Annotated in this window: 19 protein-coding genes; 4 read left to right on the forward strand and 15 right to left on the reverse strand. The window is 40.9% G+C overall.

Annotated features, from left to right (window positions below):
• Together VK664_RS28565 and VK664_RS28570 are read right to left on the reverse strand one after the other, a co-directional pair.
• Positions 1 to 765: LUD domain-containing protein (locus tag VK664_RS28565; protein ID WP_461402150.1), on the reverse strand; the 765-nt coding region annotated here is incomplete at its 3' end.
• Positions 752 to 1,501: a (Fe-S)-binding protein gene (locus VK664_RS28570; protein ID WP_461402151.1), complete on the reverse strand. Its 750-nt coding sequence runs from the start codon at positions 1,499 to 1,501 to the stop codon at positions 752 to 754. The genes VK664_RS28570 and VK664_RS28565, both read right to left, overlap by 14 nt.
• Positions 1,502 to 1,736: 235 nt before the next feature.
• On the opposite strand from VK664_RS28570, the gene VK664_RS28575 reads away from it, so the two are divergent.
• From VK664_RS28575 to VK664_RS28585, 3 genes are all read left to right on the forward strand, one after another.
• Positions 1,737 to 2,396 carry a TetR/AcrR family transcriptional regulator gene (locus tag VK664_RS28575; protein WP_461402152.1) on the forward strand — a complete coding sequence of 220 codons (660 nt, stop codon included), beginning with the start codon at positions 1,737 to 1,739 and terminating at the stop codon, positions 2,394 to 2,396.
• Positions 2,397 to 2,437: 41 nt separating this feature from the next.
• The gene (locus VK664_RS28580; RefSeq protein WP_461402153.1) at positions 2,438 to 2,983 is read left to right on the forward strand and encodes a YceI family protein; all 546 of its coding nucleotides are present in this window, start codon (positions 2,438 to 2,440) and stop codon (positions 2,981 to 2,983) included.
• Positions 2,984 to 3,171: 188 nt separating this feature from the next.
• Positions 3,172 to 3,360 carry a CsbD family protein gene (locus tag VK664_RS28585; RefSeq protein ID WP_461402154.1) on the forward strand — a complete coding sequence of 63 codons (189 nt, stop codon included), beginning with the start codon at positions 3,172 to 3,174 and terminating at the stop codon, positions 3,358 to 3,360.
• 223 nt (positions 3,361 to 3,583) lie between these two features.
• Here the strand turns inward: VK664_RS28585 and VK664_RS28590 are convergent, their stop codons facing one another.
• The 13 genes from VK664_RS28590 to VK664_RS28650 form a co-directional block, all read right to left on the reverse strand.
• Positions 3,584 to 5,053 (reverse strand): alpha-L-fucosidase, encoded by a 1,470-nt coding sequence (locus VK664_RS28590; protein ID WP_461402155.1) that lies wholly within the window; start codon positions 5,051 to 5,053, stop codon positions 3,584 to 3,586.
• Positions 5,054 to 5,113: 60 nt separating this feature from the next.
• The gene (locus tag VK664_RS28595) at positions 5,114 to 7,570 is read right to left on the reverse strand and encodes a carboxylesterase family protein (protein WP_461402156.1); all 2,457 of its coding nucleotides are present in this window, start codon (positions 7,568 to 7,570) and stop codon (positions 5,114 to 5,116) included.
• A gap of 77 nt (positions 7,571 to 7,647) precedes the next feature.
• Complete coding sequence (locus VK664_RS28600; protein WP_461402157.1) at positions 7,648 to 8,271, reverse strand: class I SAM-dependent methyltransferase; 624 nt, start codon at positions 8,269 to 8,271, stop codon at positions 7,648 to 7,650.
• Positions 8,272 to 8,480: 209 nt separating this feature from the next.
• The gene (locus VK664_RS28605) at positions 8,481 to 11,006 is read right to left on the reverse strand and encodes a S8 family serine peptidase (RefSeq protein ID WP_461402158.1); all 2,526 of its coding nucleotides are present in this window, start codon (positions 11,004 to 11,006) and stop codon (positions 8,481 to 8,483) included.
• Between the two features lie 116 nt (positions 11,007 to 11,122).
• On the reverse strand, positions 11,123 to 11,893 hold the full coding sequence (locus tag VK664_RS28610) for an SOS response-associated peptidase (protein WP_461402159.1): 771 nt from the start codon (positions 11,891 to 11,893) through the stop codon (positions 11,123 to 11,125).
• Positions 11,894 to 11,899: 6 nt separating this feature from the next.
• A complete protein-coding gene (locus VK664_RS28615) occupies positions 11,900 to 12,400 on the reverse strand; it encodes a hypothetical protein (RefSeq protein WP_461402160.1) in 501 nt (166 codons plus the stop codon).
• Positions 12,400 to 13,662 carry a Y-family DNA polymerase gene (locus VK664_RS28620; protein ID WP_461402161.1) on the reverse strand — a complete coding sequence of 421 codons (1,263 nt, stop codon included), beginning with the start codon at positions 13,660 to 13,662 and terminating at the stop codon, positions 12,400 to 12,402. Before VK664_RS28620 ends, VK664_RS28615 begins: the two co-directional genes overlap by 1 nt.
• The gene (locus VK664_RS28625; protein WP_461402162.1) at positions 13,650 to 14,072 is read right to left on the reverse strand and encodes a LexA family protein; all 423 of its coding nucleotides are present in this window, start codon (positions 14,070 to 14,072) and stop codon (positions 13,650 to 13,652) included. Before VK664_RS28625 ends, VK664_RS28620 begins: the two co-directional genes overlap by 13 nt.
• 92 nt (positions 14,073 to 14,164) lie before the next feature.
• Positions 14,165 to 14,920, reverse strand: a complete 756-nt coding sequence (locus VK664_RS28630) for a DUF481 domain-containing protein (protein ID WP_461402163.1) — start codon at positions 14,918 to 14,920, stop codon at positions 14,165 to 14,167.
• 102 nt (positions 14,921 to 15,022) lie between these two features.
• On the reverse strand, positions 15,023 to 15,928 hold the full coding sequence (locus VK664_RS28635; protein WP_461402164.1) for an endonuclease/exonuclease/phosphatase family protein: 906 nt from the start codon (positions 15,926 to 15,928) through the stop codon (positions 15,023 to 15,025).
• Positions 15,929 to 15,958: 30 nt separating this feature from the next.
• On the reverse strand, positions 15,959 to 17,371 hold the full coding sequence (locus VK664_RS28640) for a GH1 family beta-glucosidase (protein ID WP_461402165.1): 1,413 nt from the start codon (positions 17,369 to 17,371) through the stop codon (positions 15,959 to 15,961).
• A gap of 1 nt (position 17,372) precedes the next feature.
• On the reverse strand, positions 17,373 to 18,464 hold the full coding sequence (locus VK664_RS28645) for a glycosyltransferase family protein (RefSeq protein ID WP_461402166.1): 1,092 nt from the start codon (positions 18,462 to 18,464) through the stop codon (positions 17,373 to 17,375).
• Complete coding sequence (locus tag VK664_RS28650; protein ID WP_461402167.1) at positions 18,461 to 19,318, reverse strand: UDP-2,3-diacylglucosamine diphosphatase; 858 nt, start codon at positions 19,316 to 19,318, stop codon at positions 18,461 to 18,463. The genes VK664_RS28645 and VK664_RS28650 overlap by 4 nt, the downstream gene beginning before the upstream one ends.
• 163 nt (positions 19,319 to 19,481) lie before the next feature.
• On the opposite strand from VK664_RS28650, the gene VK664_RS28655 reads away from it, so the two are divergent.
• Positions 19,482 to 21,890 carry a GAF domain-containing protein gene (locus VK664_RS28655; protein WP_461402168.1) on the forward strand — a complete coding sequence of 803 codons (2,409 nt, stop codon included), beginning with the start codon at positions 19,482 to 19,484 and terminating at the stop codon, positions 21,888 to 21,890.
• Positions 21,891 to 21,993: the final 103 nt, after the last annotated feature.

Genomic DNA, 21,993 nt, shown 5'->3' on the forward strand with positions numbered 1-21,993 from the left:
AAGTAACCTGAGGAAAACGCCGAGATCAGCTGCCCTGGGTATTATCTTTTCGATACCCATACAGGCAATATGGATAGCAGCTGCATGTGCACCCATGTCAGCATTGCCTTCATTGGTACAAACCACAAATCCACCGGTTTCTGCAATGGCGAAGTTTACTCCTGTTATAGCAAGCTCAGACTGGATGAATTTGTCACGAAGATGCTGCCTCGCAGCTTCAGTAAGATATTGTGGGTCATTATTGCCTTTTTCAGTATTAAGATGTTCGTGAAAAGTTGCGCTTACATCTTCCTTTTTCAGATGTATGGCAGGAAGTACAATATGACTGGGAGTTTCTTTTCTGAATTGAACAATCCTTTCACCAAGATCCGTGTCTACCACCTCAATGCCCTGCTTAACCAGGAAATCGTTCAGGTGACACTCTTCGGTGAGCATCGATTTACTTTTCACTATCCGGCTCACTTTATGGTCACGGATGACCCGGTAAATAATCTCATTATGTTCTTTGGCATCAGCAGCCCAATGCACACGGATGCCATTTGAAATAGCTTTTTGCTCGAATAGCAAAAGATAATTGTCAAGATCAGACAATGTATGATCCTTAATATCAGATGCCAGCTGGCGCAGGGTTTCCCATTCAGTAACCGTATGTGCAGCTCGGTCACGTTTCTCACGAACGAACCACAGCGTTTCATCATGCCAGTCGGTACGCTTTTCATCAGCAATAAATGCTGCCGCGGCTTCAGAATGACTAAGTACCGGCATTGTTATTTTGATTTAATATTTCAGCGATATGCATCACCTTAACTGCACTACCCTGCCTGCGTAATATGCCCTCAAGATGCATCAGGCAACTCACATCCGTACCGGTAATAAATTCGATATCATTAACTGCATGTTCTTTTAAACGATCCTTGCCCATTTTCACAGATACAGCTTCTTCAAAAACACAAAACGATCCTCCAAAACCACAACATTCATCTACCCGTTCCGGCTTTGATAAACGGAGACCTTTTACCATTCCAAGCAGTTGTTCGGGTTTGGAAAATGACGGACTCACCAGCTCAGACATAGATGAAATAAAAAGGCCACGCTGTCCATGGCAGCTAACATGAAGGCCAACTTTATGTGGGAAACTGGCAGAAAGGTTGTCTACCTTAAGTATATCCGTGAGGAACTCGGTTAGTTCATAAATATTTTCACTGATAGCCAGGGCAACGGCGGGATCCTTATCATCATGTAAATGTTCTTTGATATGCAGAACGCAGCTCCCCGATGGTGAAACTATATAATCCAATCCCCTGAAGTTTTCCAGGAAATTACGCTCACAACCTTTGGACAGGTTCGCATAACCGCTGTTCGCCATTGGCTGTCCACAACAGGTCTGGTTCAATGGAAATACTACCTCACAACCATGCTTTTCCAGTAACTCCAGGGTGGCAATGGCCACCTTTGGATAGAATTGATCAACATAACAGGGAATAAAAAGTCCGACTTTCATAAAGAACCAGCAATTTATTTATAACTACTGAGATGTGTTTAAGAAAATAGCAAGTCAATTAAGCATGATCTGACCACCGATGTTCTGCCGCGTTCTGAATCTTAACAATTTGAACACAAAATCCGCCTTTCTGTCTAACTCCATGATATATTGATGTTTACACACCGAATATAATACAATATAGGTTCCCATTGTGTTTAAACGGATTAATGTTTGAACTTTAATTTGGTAAATAATGATAACCGTCTTAGATTTGCTAACGCAGTTAGGAAGACTAACACAATTAAAAGAAATGGGTACGATAGAAAGAAAACAAAGGCAGAAAGAGGAAGTATATGACTCAATACTTACAGCAGCCTGGAAGCTTGTTAAGGAAGAAGGCTGGCAGGGATTATCGATCCGGAAAATAGCGGAAGCTATCGAATATAGCATACCTGTGATTTACGATCATTTTGAAAATAAGGAAGCAATATTGAGCGAGTTTACCCGGCAGGGTTTCAGCTTGCTGAATAAAGATTTGATACTTGCCGGTAAGAAGATAACGGACCCGGTGGATCACCTGCGGTCAGTGACTTTCGCATATTGGAATTTTGCTTTTGAGAACCAGGAGTTTTATCAGCTGATGTATGGTATGGGCATGCCAGGTTGTGAAACCGTGAACGAAATGAAAGAATTAAGAGAACTGATAGAAACCTTAAGAAACACCATACTGCATCTTTATGAAGGAAGGGTCATTAGTGAAAATGAGAGCTTAACAAAAATGAAAAGTTTCTGGTCAATGCTTCATGGACTTGTATCGATTCAAATGATGGCCCGGGAGAAAGAAATTCCTGACCTGAACGATCCGGTACTCAATGAATCGGTTAACAACTTCCTGGCTGGAATCAAGCATTAAAATATTTATTAATTATACTAACATTTATCAAACGAACAATCATGGCAAAAACAATCTGGGCAATAGACCCCACGCATTCTGAAGTACATTTTAAAGTGAAACACCTGGTGATTTCTACCGTTACCGGTACATTCAAGTCTTTCAACGGTAAAGCGACTTCAACATCAGGTGAATTCGAAAACGCGAAAGTTGATTTCTCAATTGATGTTGACAGTATTGATACAAATCAACCGCAACGTGACGCGCATCTGAAGAATACAGACTTTTTTGAAACCGACAAATATCCAACAATCGATTTCGAATCAACATCATTTACAAAAGTGAAAGGTGATGACTATAAATTAGCCGGCAATCTTACCATGCATGGTGTTACCAAACCAGTAGAACTTGATGTTGAATACGGCGGTTCTGAAAAAGATGGTTATGGTAATGTAAAACATGGCTTCGAAGTATCTGGTAAGATCAACCGCAAAGAATTTGGTCTAACTTATAATTCTATCACTGAAGCAGGTGGACTTGCCCTTGGAGAAGACATTAAACTCCTGGCAAATATACAGGTTGCGCAACTGGAAGCGGTTCCTGCCTGACATTTGTTAAACATAACGTAAAACAGAGCATACAGAAATGTGTGCTTTTTTTATTTGTGGCTGTTGAAATCATTGCTCAGGCGAAGCACATACCAGGTCATTATTATTTCTAAACTTTTGATCCCTAATAAGATAAAGAGAACTCCAGGCAATGGCACAATTCTTTAAGTATTATAAGAAACAAGATCATGGATAAATTAGAATTAAAAGGTAAGTGGAACGAGATAAAAGGCAAAGTTAAACAGGCTCATGCTGACCTAACTGATGACGATCTGAAATATGAAGATGGAAAAGACGATGAATTGTTGGGTCGTCTCCAGCAAAAACTTGGAAAAAGCAAGGACGAACTCGTTACCTGGCTAAAAGGATTAGGTTAACTGAGCATTAGTAGCACGTTGTCACAATCGTTTTTTGTGGCAATGGAAATTGAAATATGGGTGGATGTGCATATGCACAAACCACCCATATTTGTTTTAACGCTACTTAATGATTCTACATTAATCAAATGTTCTAATTCTAAACGTTCTAATTCTAATAAACGATAAAATGATTTAATACTAATTATTTAAATTCCTAAAAAGCTGATGCGTGAAATAACCTCTAATAAATGCTGATGCCTGAAATAACCGGGCAAGCTTTAGAATCCTTAATACTGATCCTGAGTTTTTGTGTTAATACAGGTTTAACCGCTTTTATCACTTTATACCCAATTGTTGTACCGGTGGCTATTTCTTTCCATGATCCATCCACCATAGCTTCAACTGAAAATGATTTTATACGTTGTCCTAACCTGATATATTCCTGCAATACAATATAGCTTACTGTTTCCGGGCGCTGTAAGCTTATTTCAATTTCGGCATTCCGTACTTCATCATCTGTTGCCCAATAATTATCTTTCTGCTGGTCATTAAGATTGGAAGCAGCAAAAGTTTTATCATTACCTCTTGTATTACTTGCGGTAATCCGGGCTCTGCTTGCGAGGTTGTTTTTGAAAGCCGCATCTTTTATGGCTTTGAATCCCTTCAATGCCCTTATATCGTTTTCGTGAATAAGTCCTCTTCTATCCGGCGGAAGATTTAGCAGCAGGTTTGATCCCCTGCCCACTGAACTGAGATATATCTCAAACAATTTTTCAGGCGACTTTACCAAAGAGTCTTCTTTTGCATGATAAAACCAACCTGGTCTGATTGAAACATCTACTTCAGCCGGCACCCAGCTCTTACCGTCCTCACTTCCACTATTCAAAAGTTTTTCAATACCTGATTTACCGGCATATAAAGTATCATTTGTGATAGTGTTCCAATTGGTGGTACCGGCAGTTCCACGTTCGTTGCCAACCCAGCGGATATCAGGACCTGCATCACTGAAAAACAAAACATCAGGTTGTATTGACCTTACGATCTGAAGCGTTTTCGGCCAGTCATAATAGGTTGCACTATTAATTTTCCGCGTTTCATTACTTCCTCCATAGTATCCTTTTCCACCATTTGCGCCATCAAACCACATCTCAAATACGGGCCCGTATTGGGTAAACAATTCTTTTAGCTGGTTACGGTAATACTCAACATATGACGGTGTGCCATAATCGGAACGGTTGCGGTCCCAGGGCGAAAGATATACACCGAATTTCAAGCCTGCCTGCCTGCTTGCATCTGAAACTTCATTTACGATGTCACCCTTGCCATTTTTATAAGGGCTTTTTTCGAGTGAATGATCAGTAAACTTTGATGGCCATAAACAGAATCCATCATGATGTTTTGTTGTCAGAATAAGACCTTTAAACCCTGCTTCTTTTACAACACCTGCCCATTGTTTCGCATTGAGCGATGTTGGATTGAATATTGCGGGGCTTTCATCACCCATCCCCCATTCAAGATCAGTAAATGTATTGGTAGTAAAATGGATGAATGCATTCATTTCCATTTCATGATACCGCAGTTGTTTTTCGGTAGGAACAGGTAGAACAGGGGCAGGTGGTTGAACTGCCGGAGCTTTTACATTTATGGGCTTCAGGGTAAATGAAAGCAACACCACAAAAATTACGGCTCCGGTAATTGAAATTGTTCTCATATGTTTTTTTTGAGATAATTGTAAGATAAAACTATTCAGTTATCTGATCATGGGTTTATCTTACTGCACTGAATGTTGTTCCGCATCTGCAAGCTTCCAGTTATTGTCAAAAAAACCGGCTGATTTCAGATGTTTTGTTCCTTCATGAAGCATATCGATTGAGTAGATCATAAAATCAGGAAATCCACTTGCGCCGGCAAAATATTGATTAGCATTAGCTGCACGCATACCTTTGAGGCCCGTGCCAGATATTACTCCAACAGACGCGTTTGATGAACCTTTGATCGGCCAGACAAAATAGGTCGCGAGGTCATCACCGTTCCATGATTTATCACCTGCAGTTATTTTTCCACGTTCTACCTTAATAGGACAATCTTTGAGCAGACTATTATATGCGCTGTTTGTATTGGCGTTTCCAAAAAGAATCACTCCCCGCCCGGCATACTTTTCCAGATCAAATGTTTTGTCGCTTATGATATCTACAGCCCCGTTCCCACGATAGTACCAGGTTTCAGCATCAAACTTCGCCTTGTTCAATGCCCAGTTGTTTTCTTCAGCATTGCCAGTAGTTCCGTACACAAATACCATCTGATGATTGAATGCATCCTTGAAGGTACCATAACGATGAGGACCTTTTGCTGCAACAGATGGGGCTTTGCATTTCGCCCACTGGAGATGCTGTTTTTGAAGAAATATACTATCACCATCCGCTGCAACAGTATGCTTAATTTCACCGGCTCCATCCAGGGTGATCTTAACATTTGTACCCGGCCTAAAACCTTCGAGGGTTAGTTTAATTATTTCTACATTTTCTGTTGTACCGGCTATCACTCCTGATGCCACGTTTCGGTTTAACCGGATCCTGCTGTACTCAAGCGGATGAACTTGTTGCATAACCGCTGCCCAGTGCATAGAAGAAGAAATGCCGGGACTGGCTGTAGTAAAGTCTATATTGTTCCTCGTTGTATCAGCGGGCAAATTATGCCATTTGAAAAAATCAAATATGGGCTTCCAGTCAACGCTATGATCACCGAACCAATGTTCCCCGCCAGGATATTCATAATAACTAAGATCAGGATGAAAATCCGCCAGGATCTTTTTCATCTGGCGTGCATAATTTACAGAAACGGTTTTATCGGCATCTCCATGAAATATATAAACACCAAAAGCCTTGTAGTTCCCGGCAAGTTTGATCACATCACTTTGATTGCTTGAACGCAATAGTATTTTTTCAATTGGATTCGCACTACTATCGGGTATCAGGCCATCAGCTGAGCCATATCCTTTTAATGTTGGGTAACCTGCACAAGGGGCAATGCCGGCCCACTTGTCGGGATATGTTGCACCCAGGAACCAGGTTCCATGACCACCCATCGAATGACCGGTAAGATATATACGCCGGGGATCAGGCTTAAATTGTTTTTTCGAAATTTCAAGCACCTCCAATGCGTCGAGCCGGCCCCAGTCTTCCCAGTTAAAGCCGCGGGGGCGCCGGTTTGTAGCTGCAACCAATGTTCCCCAATCTTTGGGTTTATAAGCCCTGGCCTGCCCTATCGCTTCAACACCGGCACCATGCACAGAAAGAAAAAGTGCATTGCCGGACGGTTTCGGATCTGATTGCGGAGTAACAGCATAATATTGAAGGCTTCCATCGATGGCACTTACGAAAGTAGCACTGTATTGAGCACCAGGTACGGGCGCCTCAAGTATGATGCTTCCTGTGTCCAACTGGCCGGACTTCTGTGATAATATGAGTTCACAACGGTGTTTACCTGCTATACTAATGCCAGATGCGTCGAATTCAACAATAACCTTTCGCATAGCCAATGCCGGTATAGAAGGTAATTTGGTTTCAGTTATTCTGCCGGCCAATATGCTTTTTATTGTTGCGTTTGCTATTTCTTTTGATGATGTGTTGATAACAACAACACCTGCCATACCCTTCTTTTCTGCCTGGTTGACCAGGAGGGAGGGAATTGTTGCATCTTCTGTACTTAATAAAACAGGTTTCGTATTCAGTACCATGCTTGCAGTAACGAAAGTTCCTCTGACATAAAATTCATTCAATCCTTTCCTGAGCTTTACCGGTACATATAACCATCCTGAACTATAAGCATCGCCCATATGTGGTTCCCCGTTAAGATAAAATCCGGCATTACCCCTGATATTCACCAGCGCCGTTTTTTCTTTATCAGATTTATAACTCAGATAAAGATAGGTCGGTCCCCTGCGGCCAGCGCCAAATCCTCCACCGCTGCCTCTCAGGCGATGCAGGCTGTCGGCCTTAATTTCTTTCCATGTTACAGGTTCGCCTTTATCATCTTTCATAAACGTGGCCCCATCAGCCGGGGATTTCAGATTGCCCTTATAGAGCTGCCATGCAAGCTCGTCCATGTAAAGTGCTTCACGTCCATACCGAACGGGTGCATTCACCACAAGTCCTTTCTTAAAATAAAATGTATCCTGGGCAGATAAGCTAGCTGCTCCGAACAAAAAAATAAATAACAATACCCGCATTAAAATGGATTTCGGTAAAGTTAAATGTCTTTGCCCTTAAAATGTTCTGATGTTGGCTTAATCAGGATAACAAACGATCACTTTTGAATTATCATGAACAGGCCGGAATAAAAATCATCCCTGATCTTCTGAACATTAAATAATTTCAATATAGCCAGGTAAGGCAAGAGTAGAATAAAGAAAAAGTATCGAAGCGGTTTCAGCCTGATACTGAAGATCTTCCTTTTAAGGATATCCCAGACAACGATATAACCATTGCCTATCCGTATGCTGGAAACAGAACTGAACTGTTTCAGTTTTGATTTAAGCATTTTTTCGGTTAACCTGATATTATCAAGGTGGTCCCGGTAAATGAAAGGCAAGCTGATCAACGCTTTCCCTCCCGGTTTCAACAACCTATGAATCTCATCGATTGCCGATTGATAATTATCCAGGTATTCGAAGACCTCGATGCAGATAACGCTGTCAAAAGCGGCATCTTCAAATGTCAGGCCTTTTTCAATATCACCATATTGAACACCGAGCTTCTCATTTACAACAATATCAACGGAAGTAACAGAAGCTTTAAACAAATGATTATATCGCGGGCTGAGTGCACCAACATCCAGCATTGAACCGGAAATGTGATGAGCGTGTTTTGTTATGAGACGCTCAAGGAGGATCCTGTGGTACGTTTTGTACACATAGACTGAAAGTCGCATATAAGGTTAAAGGGTTAAAGCCACAAACAATATAACGATTTTAGTAATGAAGAAATTTATTCCAATGCAAATTATCTTTAGATCTTATAGGAATTGCTCTTATCTAAACAGACGAAGGCAGGGAATTACCACTGCCTTCGCTGATTTGTTTTTGCCTTCGGAAAAAGATTTCTGTTGATCAGTAACTAGCTTTTATTTTTTTAAGGTCATTATTGTTTGATCAGCTTCAATGTCCGTGTAAAGGAACCTTGTTTTATTTTCATCAGGTATAAACCTGGCTTGTAATTGCTGGCATCAATGTCATAAATGCCGCTTCCCTGGACGTTATTGCGATAGAGCATTTTACCACTTTCGGTGAATAATGTTATATCAGCTTTACCTGGATTGTTAAGCGATAAATATAGTTTGAATTGTGAGCTGCTGGGATTTGGAAATACGTCTGCAATTTCTGGTTTTACAGGTTTTTCTTTTACCAGGGCAGCCTTGTCACCAACTGAGAGTACCTGTGTACCTGCAACATCATTTTTACATTCGTTTGTTTTTGCAGATGCAAGGTCAAACCGGGTAAATCCAAAATTATCTTCCCAGTCCAATATCACGATATTGGGTACCGGCTGGTTCCGGTAATACCCGGTTTGAGTGCTGAAATAAGTGTCACCTGGTGGAACAGATGTTTTGTTATCCTGTCCAAATCCAGTAAGGAACCAATGAACTTTTACTTCGAAAGGATTTGGGTTAACAATTTTCCAATTTCTTGATTTGCCCGGATCATCGGAACACAATGCTACGAGTTCAAGATTTTTTATATAAAGATTCGGAAACCTTACTTCGCCTATTGATTGATCTGCTCTTATAAGCCCCATACCGGTATTGTAATCAAAGCCTTTCTCGAAACCAGCCGCATAACGGTTATCCATATCGTATGTTTTTGCAGCCATAATTCCCCGGATCTGTGACGGTGTTAAAGTGTTCAGCTTTTGTGCATCTATCATTAACGCGGCAGCACCAGCGGCATGCGGGGCTGCGGCTGATGTTCCATAGAAATTCGGAAATCCGTCAGTGTCTCCCGCATCATCTCTTGTGAAGAAAGAAGTATTTCCACCATCCGGGGCAGTAATATCTGGTTTCTTCCGGAGGATGGCAGGTATCCTGATGCCTTCTTTATCAAAATAAATCATGGTTCCACCCAATGAAGAAAAACCTTCAATCAAGGGAAGATCCAACCCGTATGCAGGAGTTGACTTATACCAGGCTGCTCCGGTGGAGATAGCCCCAGCGCTGTTAGAATGGCCTACTATAGCAGGTGCAAACTGGCCAGGGATCGGAACATTGGAATAAAAAGAACCCTGGTCAAACATGACATATTTAAGCCTTGATGGATTAGGTCCGGCATATTTAACCAGGCTAATGTAAAAAGTAGTATTTGGACTGTTATTATATAATCCAAGAAATTCAAAAGGGTCGTTACCAATATTGTTGTATATCGACCGGGAGATCAGATTACCGTTATTGTCGAATAAAAATATATCGAGGTCCGACTCTGCTCCTAATCCGCCCGCCGAATAAAATGGATCATCCCACTGGAAACCAACTGTAAAAATCCCGTCGGTAGGAATAAATACAGGCTGATAATAGATCGGTGCGGCACCAGGAGCTGCAAAATTATGAGCCGTGCCCCAACCAGGACCCAGAGGTTGATAGTCCGTCGGTTTGTAATTCATCTCATATGACCTGTTGGATGAATTTCCCGCCGCAGTGAAATATGTAGCCCCTTTTTTTACTACCTTATCAATTGCCTGGGCAATGATTCCATCCTGGAAATATGGTTCGGCATAATAGTATATATCATCAACTATTACTTTGCAACCAATATTTGCAAGGTCAACAATTCCCTGGGCAAAAGCCGCTTGCCCAAAATCAGCAGTATGGAAAGCGATCTCGGCTCCCGGAGCTACGTCATGGACAATTTCAGCCATTGCCCTGCCTTCGTCTATTCCACCAGAGTCCATGTCCGACAGAACCGTTACCGGCTTCTTATAATTGTAGGGATTTTTTGGTCCGGGGAGCTCGCCATTCAATACTCCGGTTTCGGCCCCACCCAGGTTGTTATAAGAGTCTGATAATATACCAACCTTAACACCCTTGCCATTCGCCTTATACTTGTTCCTGGCAATATATGACCCCTGGGCTGTATCGCCCTGGCTGTATACCGTCTGGACTGGCGCAGGCTGGTACATAGTTTTTTCAGATAATTCGTTTTTTAGAAGAGGTCGATGCTGATGCCTCGGTTTATAAGCAGGCTTTACAAACTGTAATTGTGTCGCCTGTTCAAGTTTGGGCAAGGATTCTATCGGAATAAGTGCCGATATAATTCTCCCAAATGAGCCGGTAATTGTAGCGCCGGCTTTTTCGAGCTGAAGCCTGGCCTGAGCCTGATCTCCGGCTATGGTTGCATCAATAACAACTTTACCATTATATACCTGGATGAGGCTTTCAAGCCCATTGCCTATATCCCCTGGTGAAGGTTTGGCAAGGTTGGTAATATCAGCTGTCTTTGATTGTAGAACAAGCTTCCTCAGATCCGGACTTAGCCTGGAACCACTTTTGTCTGGTGCCGATTTAGGAATGATTGCTCTGTCTAGTCTTGGATTACCGGGAACCTGGGAGAAGGATGGTGTCAGTGCACACAATAGTATGCCTGCACTACATGTGTAGTTGAGTAGAGTTTTGGCCATAGATAAGCTTTTATGGTTTATAAGAAAGGTAAACGATGAAAGGATAGTGGAGATTCTCTTATCCTAATGTACGATAGTTCAATTTGAAATAAAAAAAATAAAATGATCAAATGCAATTATAATTCAGGAAGTTTTTCCCATTCCCATCTTTCGTTTTTCATTTTATTATCAGGTCTTGGGGTTCTTCCCCTGATTGTATAAACGGGATGGTACTTCAACTGCTCAGAAGGCATTTCAAAATCAAGAATAGCTTTATAATGATCTTCAGTAAGATCCTCGTTGAGCCATTCCACTGACATGCTTAAGGGCAGGAACAAAGGCATGCGAAATTTGTTATCACCTCCGTTATGAATCATCATCATCACCCTGTTAGCGTTCCGCGTTATTAGCGTATAGGTAAATCGTTTTATCAATTCACCCGTTTCGAGGTCCGGTAATTCGGCAACTGAATACAAACCCGGAAGAAAAAATACCGGTTGCTCATGCAGCTGAATAAAATATGGAACTTTTTTCTTCCATCCGGTAATTTCACGATGTTCATATATTCCTGAAACAGGGATCAGGCAGCGACGATTTCTTATTTTATACCAGTAACTACGGTTATCTTCCAGGATGCGTTCGCTTCTTGCATTCAGCATTGTATTGCGTTGCGAAAGAAATGCTTTTTCTTCTTTCACATAAAAGGGAATACAACCCCACTCCATCAGCCGGCAATGAATTAACATGTCATTCCTGTCGCGGTAAATAATCGGGTGTTCACCATATCCATGAGCCATGATATGCATGGTCGCATCAAAATTGATGGAGATCTGTGTATCATAGACCAGGTCTGGAATATAATCGCCCAATTCTTTAATGTTCACCGTAAACGAAATATCGTAACACATTGCAGGTCATTTTTCGAGTTCCTCAAATTTAACTCTTACTACCTGTTTTCCATGTTTAATTACGATAAATAGTTCACCAAAAATCAGCTGGAGCGAAGGCCGGACTGTAGTGTCATGATCGATGCGCCATGTCGTATTTTCTTTAATATACTCACGCATACTGTCCCGGTACCTTTTATTAATCTGCCGCTCAAGCAGTATTTTACTTTTAACAACCGCCCAATAAAGATCATAGTTGGATCCCGGTGCTAACATGTCTGTCAACTTTTGTTTATGAGCAGGCTTTGAAAGATGAATAATGGCCGCGAATCTATCATTGATCACCGCCTTATAATGAATCATTGCTATACCCAAATCATCATAGTCAGTCAGCAACAGGGAATCTTTTTCCACGGCAACGCCGGCGGTTGTTCCCCGCGCATAAGTCTGTGTAACGATGTATAACTTACTCAGCCCGATAAGGCTGCTTATATATTCAATTTTAAATTTTTCAAAAGGCTGAAACATCAGTTCAAAACTTTTATTACCTGGTCAATATTCGTTGTGTATTTCCGGGATATATATGCTGTCTTCAACCGGTATTTTTTCTCAAATCCCTGGACCGCAAATCTCACAATTTCTTTACCCAGGCTTTTATTGATACTATCAAGTGCGCTCATAACGTTCTTCGATCTTGCCAAGTTTGAATTGTCAAACATGTTTTGCTGAATATTGTTTTCAGGAACAAATTCTGACACAATCACACCGCATTTCATGTACCTGAATCCTTCTTTGAAAATGATATCAAGTCCCTTTGACGCCGCCTTGATAATTACCGAACTATCGTTGGATGCGGTCTCCAGTTCCACATCTATGGATCTCGAATACTGAAGATCTCCCACTCTATGCAGATTGGTTTGAATAAATACATGAACCGAGGAACAGCAGGTTCTTTGTTGTCTTAATTTCAATGCACAGGTTGCCGCATGATTGCAAAGCGCTTCTTTGATGATCGTTATATCAGTTAACAGGTATCCAAATGAACGGGAAGTACAAATGTTCTTTTTCGAGGGTGTTTCAAACTCCCATTGAATAGTGGGTATCCCAAGTAGCTCATTCAATAGCCTTTGGCCCACAACCGACATATTTACCCGTACCCATTCCTCCGGAACTCTTGTAAGTTCATAAGCCGTATGAATCCCATTTTTTTTCAACAACAATGAGTGTTGATGTCCGATGCCCCAAATGTCGCAAACGGCCGTTTCCTTTAACATCACATCTATGAGTTCGTTATTGGCGGCCCAGAAAACCCCGGCATCTTTTCGTTTCTTTTTTGCGAACCGGTTAGCCATTTTTGCAAGCGTTTTTGTCGGCGCTATGCCAACGGTAACTGGTATGCCTATATTTCTTTTTACCGTCTTCCGTATATCAGCACCAATGCTTAACAGGTCAGCGAAGTTCAAATCATGCATGTCCAGGAAGGCTTCATCGATAGAATAAATTTCCATCCCCGGAACAAAGCTGCCAATGGTTTGCATCACCCGGTCGGATATATCGCCATATAATGTATAGTTGGAACTGAAAACCTTCACTTCGTTTTTTTCAATCAGGTTCTGGATCATAAATGCGGGCGTACACATATCTATGCCGAGCTTTTTTGCTTCTTCACTCCTGGCAATGGCACAGCCATCGTTGTTGGATAAAACTATTATTGGTTTTCCTGCAAGTTTTGGATCAAACAAACGCTCACACGAAACATAGAAATTATTGCAGTCAACTAAAGCATACATCTTTTTACATCCCTCGTATCTGTGATTATACTTGTAACAACTCCCCACACTTCCATATTCATCTCCGGAAGTACCTTTATTTCTTTGTACTTACTATTCGCCGGTATAAGAAAACAATTGTAATCGTTTTTTTTTAGAAACTTAACCGTAAACTCTCCATTTATCACAGCTAAAACTATGTCCCCGCTTTTGGGAGATAAGGAGCGATCGACAATAAGTTTTGCTTTTGGAGGAATAAACGCATTGATCATGGAATCACCCGTACATTCAACAATAAATGTTGCCAATGGATGTTTAATAAATTCTTTATTGAGATCAATCCGCTCCTCCATGTAATCCATAGCCGGTGATGGAAATCCTGCCTGGACCTTATTGCTGAATAAGGCAATTGATGTATCAGAGGTTTCCATTTTGTATGTTGCGTTTATCGAATAATTAATCAGATTTTCACTGTAAATGTAGGAAATACTAAATTATTTAGCAAAACTGATCAAACATTCTGTCAAAAATATTTTTCTGCGGTCAAACCAAATGTCACGAGAAGATTCTGACGATCAGTTTTCCCCACTCTGTTGTAGGTGAGAGCCGTGGTAAAGTTTAACCACTTATATAAACGAAAACTTAAGCCATTTACTGATTTGAGAATATAATCATTCCCATCCGATAAAGAATTTTGAATTAAATGAGTTCCGTCAAGAGTTATAATTTCTTTTATGACCCATCGATACCTGAAGCGAAAGGAATTTCGAAGGATATTGTTTTTCTCCCTTGTTGTATCATTGATAAACACATCACTCTTCTCAAATAAAACCCCCTCACTCACATTTATAAACAGCGGTTTTTTCTCGACGATATTGTAAGCAATGCCAAGACCAGTCTGGAACCGGTCATTGATTTTCAGTGAAAAGCTTTTTTCATAAGTAGTCAATCCCCAATAATAGAAATGCTTAAATGTTTTAAAGAGATTGAAATCAAGAGAAGATGTGAAATCGTTATTGGTTCGCTGGTCATTCTGTTCTCCATAAATCCAACCAGCAGCTGCGTTCAATGAAACATCCTTGCGCCTTACATTGAACCGAAGATTATTATTTAAAACATAAGAATCCCCATCATCTGTTTTATTTATTACACCGGTCGCTGTGTAAGAGATATAACGGGTAATGCTGTCGCTGAACTGCGCCTGAACCTTTGATTCAAGGGCGAACAAAATGATCGTAAGTAATATTGGTAATATGGCCCGATTCCTTTTTTGCCTCATCTTAGGATTTGTTTCTAAACTAATAATTCGCCGGAAGCCCGAAGGCGCCCGGCGAATTGGCAAAAATATCAGACCAGCCTTAAATTACCGCTAAAAAGTTGATTATTTGAGTGTCAGGTATGCAACAACAGGGAAATGATCTGATGGAAATTTCCCATTGTAGGTATCAGTAAGTATTCCCCATTTGCTCGCTGAAAAATGTTTGGTACTAAATATATGATCAATGATCTCAAAACTCTTCCTGGCTTTTCCAAACGAGTTGAAAGAAGCGTTGTTAACATAAGGATATTTAACTTCTTTGAAGGAATCTTTGAGAATATCGGAATTGGCAAGGGTAAGGTACCATTCGCTGGTCTGTGAACCATTCAGATCACCTGTAAAGATCGCCGGCTGTCCGGCTGCAATTTCACGTATCTTTTTCAGTATAAGCAGGCTGCTCTCCTTTCTTGCTTTTACACCCTGGTGATCAAAATGTGCATTGAACATATAAAACTTCTTACCGGTCTTTTTATGCTGCAGATACACCCATGATGTAATGCGGTTGCAACAGGTAGCGTCCCATCCCAACGACGGTTTATCAGGCGTTTCTGATAACCAGAAATCACCACTTTTAAGCAATTTGAATTCACTTGTCTTAAAATAAATTGCTGAATGTTCACCTTTTTCTTTTCCGTCATCCCTGCCCAATCCATAACGGGTGTATTCCGGCAAAGCCCGGCTGATATCATCATGTTGATTTTTCAATCCTTCCTGGGTGCCAAAGACATCGAAGTCATGAAACCTTATCAGGGCTGATACGATCGGAGCCCGGTCTACCCATAGATTCCCGCTGTCTCTTTTATTATCATACCGTATATTGAATGTTGCAATTTTCATTTGCTGCGCAGATACGGCGACTATAAAAAAATAACAAACGGCCAGCAATAATATCTTCTGAACTTTCATAGATTTTGAACGCCTTGTTATCTTTCCTTGTTCTGTTAAAAAAAATTTACCTGAGATTTTCATATCCAATAATTTTTATTTTTATGGCATCAATTAAGGCGCAAATATATCGTTAGAAATGTTTCCTTCCGTATTTTTTACTGCTTCCGGGTCTCCTGTTTCAACGGGCAACCCCGAAAGAAATTTTTTATACCATAACCCTGATGATTTAATCGTCCTTTTTTGGGTGGTGAAGTCAATATTTACGATACCAAACCGCTGTTCAAAGCCTTCGGCCCACTCAAAATTATCCGTAAAGGTCCAGACAAAATAACCCTTGACGGCAGTACCTTCATTTTTTGCTTTCAGAACCTGGCCAATATAAAGCTGCAGGAATTTTTTTCTTTCCAGGTCGTTGATTATACCGTCATGTATAACATCATTAAAAGCTGCACCGTTCTCGGTCACAATAATCGGCGGAACATTTTTATATGCACCGAATTGTTTTAGCATGGCATATATCGATGGTGGATATACTTCCCAGTTCATGTTTGTTCTTTCAACATGCCGCTCATCTGCTTTAATAATTTTTGCCTGCATGTAAGGAACCAGCCATGAGTAGGCTACAACCTCCCTGGTGTAATTTTGCAGCCCAACAAAATCCATGTCAAACTTAAGTCGCTGTTCATCGCCATCCTTTATATTCGATTCGATACGCTGAAGTATCCTGAGATCTTTTAACGGATAACCTTCACCCAAAAGCGGTTCAATAAATAAACGGTTAAGAAGGACATCCATTCTTGAAGCCGCGGCTATATCAAACTGGGTTTGTGAGGCCGGTTGAATTTGCGAACAGGAAAAGGTGGTTCCAATTTTTATATCCGAACGGGATGATCTCAGTACCGCACCACCAATCGCCTGGCATAAAGCGGCGTGATGTACGGCACTAAAAAATTCTTCAACATTGGTCTTGCCCGGCGCATGTATACCCAGAAAATATCCTGCCCCTGTAAACACCATAGGCTCATTCAGGATCATCCAATTTTTTACCCTGTCTCCAAATGTTTTTATGCAGAAGGCAGCGTAAGATTCAAACCAGTGAATAATTTCACGATTTGACCATCCCCCTTTATGTTGTAGTTCCAGGGGCAGGTCCCAATGATATATTGTTACCCATGGTTCAATCCCTAGTTCAAGGCAAAAATCAATAAGGCGATTGTAATAGTCAACTCCTGATTTGCTGATATTCCCTGTACCGGAAGGAAATATTCTGCTCCATGACAATGAAAACCGAAAGTTTTGAATATTCATTGAACGCATAAGAGCCAGGTCCTGCGGAAACTTATGATAGAAGTCGCAGCTTATGTCAGCCAGGTCCCCGTTACGGACCTTCCCTTTTTTATGTGAAAATTCATCCCAGATCGAACGGCCTTTACCACCCTGGTTCACCGCTCCTTCAATTTGAAATGCAGCTGACGAAACGCCCCAGGCGAAATCTTCGCCAAAATCAACCTTCGAAAACGCCATCTTAATGAGAAAGTTTTAAAAGGATTTTTTTGATGGTCAGTCCTCTCAGCTTTTTTACTGTCAGTTTTTCAGGCCCGATCGGACTAACAGAAAGAGTGTGCGCATGCACCGCATGTGTATCAATGATGCGGTCTATCAGTTCTGCAGTTTCATCTTTATAATCCACAGGAATGGTTGGACCTGACTTCATCCACTCACTTATCACATGCAGATGTTTTTCTTTCAGGCTTTTTATCACAGGTACTCCCATTTCACTTAAAGCAGCCGCATTACAATGCTGTTCATACTGGTTTTTCATTGGTATGACCAACAGCTTTTTTCCCAGATATAGAGCCTCTGCCGGGGTTTCAAAGCCGGCGCCGCAAAGTACTCCTTGTGACGATGCCATGCTTTTCAAAAACGAATCACTATTGATAGGTAACAGTTTTATTGTATCTGATGAGATGGCATGAGTAAAATGCTTTGAGAAGATCTCCCACTTAACACCTTCAAATTTCGATAGTTCAATGATGATCCGTTTGTCACTATAGGACGGAAGATAAACGGTGTAATGACCAAGGTTTCCCGTTGCCTGTTTCCTCACTTCGCTTCTTATAACGGGTGTAAATATATTTTCATCATAACCACGGAAATGAAATCCATAGCTAACAGTAGCAGGTGCATATGACTTAAGGATTGCTCTTCCGACAAGATCTGTTTTTTTGGGGTGTGGTGTTTTCTTGTTCAATACTGCAGCCTGGTGACTGAGTGCCACGCAGGTCCTGTTTTTTAAATAACATGCCCAGGAAGAAACCGGCTCAAAATCACTGATAATAAGATCATAATCTTCTACAGGAAGTTTGCTGACCTCTTTTAATAATTGCTTGAGGTGACTTTTTTTATAAGTAGCAAGAAGATCAATGCCTCCTTTTTTACCAAAAATAAAGCTGAGTCCTCCCACCTTATATTTTACCGGGAACGGAAGTTGAAGATCAGATTGACTTCCACTGATGAGAACATCTACCTGGCCCTTTTTGTTTAGCAACGGAACTATCTCAGTCGCCCTTGCAACATGTCCATTTCCAGTACCCTGGATAGCGTAGAGTATTTTCATTTCTTAATCATCCTGAATTCTGTAAGCAAATTTGAAAACAATTCGTTGTTTGATAATTCTATTTCTTCTTCTTCCTTGTTAAGGATCATATCCAGAAGGCCATGCTCGGCAAATTTGTAAATGCTCCATTGACCTTTATGATACTCCAAAGCCGTCAGGTTTTCTATCCAGTCTCCGGAATTAAGATATAAAATAGATCCATTTGCATTTGTAATCTCCCTGATCTCAGGTTGGTGAATGTGACCACAAACCACAAAATCGTATTGTTGGCTTATTCCTATATCTGCACTTGTCTGTTCAAAATGATTAATAAATTTAACTGCTGATTTTACGCCGTTCTTGATTTTCTTTGATAAAGAAATCTTTCCTTTACCAAATACCTTCTCCGAAATAAAATTCACAACACTATTTATAACAATAAGCGTGTCGTACCCAATAGCTCCGAGTTTCGCCAGCCATTTTGAATGTTGCATGGTGACATCGAAAACATCCCCATGAAAGATCCAGGCCCTCTTGTCATCTTCCAGTTCAAGTACTAATTTGTTGACAATGCTGAAAGAGCCCATTTTTAATCCTTCGAATCTCCGCAACATTTCGTCATGATTCCCTGTTATGTAATAGGTTTTCTTGCCTTTCGTTATCCAGTGCATCAGGTGCTTAACAACTTTCATGTGGCTTTTGGGCCAGTATCTTTTACTGAACTGCCAGATATCGATGATGTCACCATTGAGTACAATGGTAGTCGGATTAATGCTTTTGAGATAGTGCAGCAGTTCTTTTGCACGGCAGCCATAGGTTCCAAGATGAACGTCGGAAATGACTACAAGATCAACTTTTCGTTTTTTTGGTTTCATCCGTTGGTTTTTGTTCTTCCTTCCGTTAGCAGGCAAGCCTGCCATTGTGAAACGACTGAAGGCAAAGCTGGAATTGTTGCCACAAATAATATGTAAAGTTGCAAAGCCAATGTTACCTGTAGATTAGGCAGATATTAATTGACAGTTAAGTTTTTGTTTAACTTTGAAAAAATTTGTAATGCTTTTCCCCGCGTTTCAGGAAACTCCTTTCCATATACAATTTTCATTTGCACAATTGATTGACCGTCTTGAGCAAACTTTGAAAGATCATGACAAGGTAAACAAAGCACAGATACGTAAAGATCTGGAAGAGCTAAGCCGCTTACCTGCGTTAATAACAGGCATTACTGATTTTTCTGAAATCAGCGATCACCTTGATCTTCTTCGCCGGCTATTAAAGGATTATTTCCCTCCTTCCCTTACCTTAAATGAAATAAAAGCCGTCACTCTTCCTTATACAGGCATAATTTTTAATCATACAAAACGATTCGAAAATATACTTGCAGCTGCTGGTCCTGGCTTCGAATTCCGGATCAGGGATTTTGATGATCACCAGTTTTATGTACTGAGTTGTTGCCTGATCCTGAATGAACTCTATGGCACCAACCTTGATTTTTCAAAACCTTTATTTTATGATATCCCCATGGCAAATGGTGTCATAAAACATTATCGTATACTTTACAACGGTGATTTCCTGAACGTCTTCCGGACTCCAGGCTCAATAGAGCTTTCACAGCATGACATTGACGAATTAATGGACAACTATGATGACATTAACTTATGGAAAGCAAAATTTCCTCCCGAAAGTTATATCCTGAAAGGCTTCGCCATTATGACCCTGGTTGATGTAACCATTGAAAATGCCGTCTCTCTTTTTAAAGAAAAGTTGCTTACCCTGCAGCCGCAGGATTTACAGGAAAATGTTGAAACTATTTTCAGATCTATATATCGAAGCCCGGGCATCCGTATCGGCTTTGCTTTGTTTAATGAAAACGAAGGAATGCTCAATGGTGAAGGGATGGGTTATAAGATGAATAGTTTCCTGCTTAACAAATCTGTAAAGGAAGCGGCAAAAAATGTCTTATGTACTCCTTCCTATCATCACCTGATAGAATCTAAAAAATATTTTGCTATCTCGGATACGGCTGCTTTCCGCAGGCAATATCCTGAGAGTCCCCTGGCGAGCCGACTTAGCGACCAGGATATAAGAAGCGTAATTCTTGCGCCGGTAGTAAAAAACAATCACATGTTCGGCCTTTTGGAGGTGGTTTCAGGAAAGGAACAGGAACTTAATAGTATTAATGCAAATAAGCTTGACGTTATTATGCCCTTTCTGACCGACACCATTGAAAGTATGGTGGCCCAGTTTCAAAATCGCATACAAGCTGTAATCCAAAGAAATTATACTTCCCTGCACCCAAGTGTTTACTGGAAATTCCGGGATGCGGCCCTGGAAGCCATTCACAATGATGTATTGAGCGAACCCTCGATCTTACCTGAAATTGTGTTTGACAATGTATTTCCATTGTATGGACAGATCGACATTAAGGGATCTTCAGATGCAAGGAATGAATCAACACGTAAGGATCTACTCAGGCAACTTACAGATGTTCATCTTTTATTAAAAGATATTACAGGCCTGAAGGGATCAAACAAACTTTCATTCTCAAATGCCGCTACAGCAGGATCCATTCCTGTGGCCACTGGTGGAAATATTCAGCTTATTACCCATGAGAATCTTCAGGTTCCTGATTTTTCAGCAGCCATATATCATATGGAGAACTTTATCAGCGAGCTTGCCTTTCCTATTCATGCCGGAACAGAACAACTGATCACACATTATCTTGAAAGTGAGGTGCATGGCTTGCTGGATAGGATCGCCGGCCATCCGCTGACAAATCAGATCATAGACTATTTCAGGGAAACGAATAAAAACAATGGTGACTATCATCATTACCGGAGATTGTACGATACAACTGTCCGAAGGATCAATGAAAAAATGGCTGTGATTATCGACGAAAGACAAGCGGAGGCTCAACAAATATTTCCGCACTATTTTGAAAGATTTAAAACAGATGGTTTAGATCATAGTCTTTATGTTGGCGATTCGATCGCACCCGGAAAAAACCTTTCACCCCGGAAGCTTGGCAAAATCAGATTATGGCAGCTGCAGACTTTGTGTGAAATGGAAAGAACACATTTCCTGATGCGTGATTCCCTTCCCTACCCACTCGAAGTAACAACCCTGATCCTTCTTTACACGCAACCCCTTGCCATCCGGTTTCGCATGGATGAAAAACGTTTCGACGTCGATGGCAGTTATAATGCAAGATTCGAAATAGTTAAAAAAAGGATAGACAAAGCATATCTCAAAGGAACACTGAACCGTTTGACGGAGCCCGGCAAGATAGCAATCGTTTATTCAGACGAGGATGAAGCAAAGCAATATCACATTTATATCAACGAACTTCAAGCCGTTGGCTTACTTGAAAAATCAATTGAAGAAGTTGAAGTCCAGGATTTGCAGGGCGTTACCGGTCTGAAGGCCCTCAGGGTGAAGTTTCAACGCTAAAGCGGAAACAAGATCAGTCAGCCCGATTAAAAACATTCGCTTTCAGCATTTTTCCTGCAAGTGGTTTCAAATAATCTATAAACAGTAGAATCATAACCTAAAT

The sequence above is a fragment of the Flavitalea sp. genome (assembly GCF_035489435.1).
Taxonomy (GTDB): Bacteria; Bacteroidota; Bacteroidia; order Chitinophagales; family Chitinophagaceae; genus DATHKG01.